Raw genomic sequence first — 703 nt, 5'->3', positions numbered from 1 at the left:
ATGATGAAGATGGGGTCTGTTCATTAAGTGCTGATGAAGTAGGGCCGACAGGCAGGAAGTTGATGCGTTTTTATGAAGATGCGATGGTTGATTATACACATAATATAGACCGTCAGTTGAAAGAAAAAATTGATGATCCATTTTGTACAGCGTTAGATAACTTTGTGAATAATGTTTCGAATGTGAATATCAATACAATTGTTGTGAAGCATGGTGCTGCATCAAAATCAGGTACTTATGGTGCCGACGGCAAAGTGACAATTTCAGATACGAAATCCTATCAATCTGATGATGTGTTTAATCTTGAAGAATTACTTGAAAGTGAGCCACATATACAAAAAGTTATTAATCAAAGTTATGAAAATGCGATTAAACAAGATGCATATAAAGATTTAAAGCGAGAAGATTTTCAGGATATGATGACAAAAGGTGCCAGTTTTGAGTATGAAAGTTATGCGGAAGAAGCGGCACGATTAAAAGCGGAAGAGGAAGTAAGACTTGAGCGAGAACGTCAGGAAAGAATAGAAATGGCTGTTGATATTGGTGCGATGATTGGGATTGGCGTGCTGACGTTCTTCGTACCACCGTTAGGTGCTGGAGCTGCGGTCGCATATACATCCTATTCAGCAACAAATGTGATCGCTGGAAAGAACATGATAACCGGCAGAAAGTATTCAAAATCAGAACGCATTATTGAAGGGAT

The 703-nt window shown here is 38.5% G+C and carries 1 pseudogene; it reads left to right on the top strand.

Going from position 1 to position 703, the window contains the following annotated elements:
* Positions 1-703: pseudogene (locus OCL94_RS13200) on the top strand (DNA/RNA non-specific endonuclease); the annotation flags it as partial.

Origin of the sequence: Macrococcus capreoli (assembly GCF_025628935.1) — a bacterium.
GTDB classification, from domain to species: domain Bacteria; phylum Bacillota; class Bacilli; order Staphylococcales; family Staphylococcaceae; genus Macrococcoides; species Macrococcoides capreoli.
The sequence above is the reverse complement of the archived record's forward strand: the minus strand, read 5'-3'. Positions and strand labels throughout refer to the sequence as shown.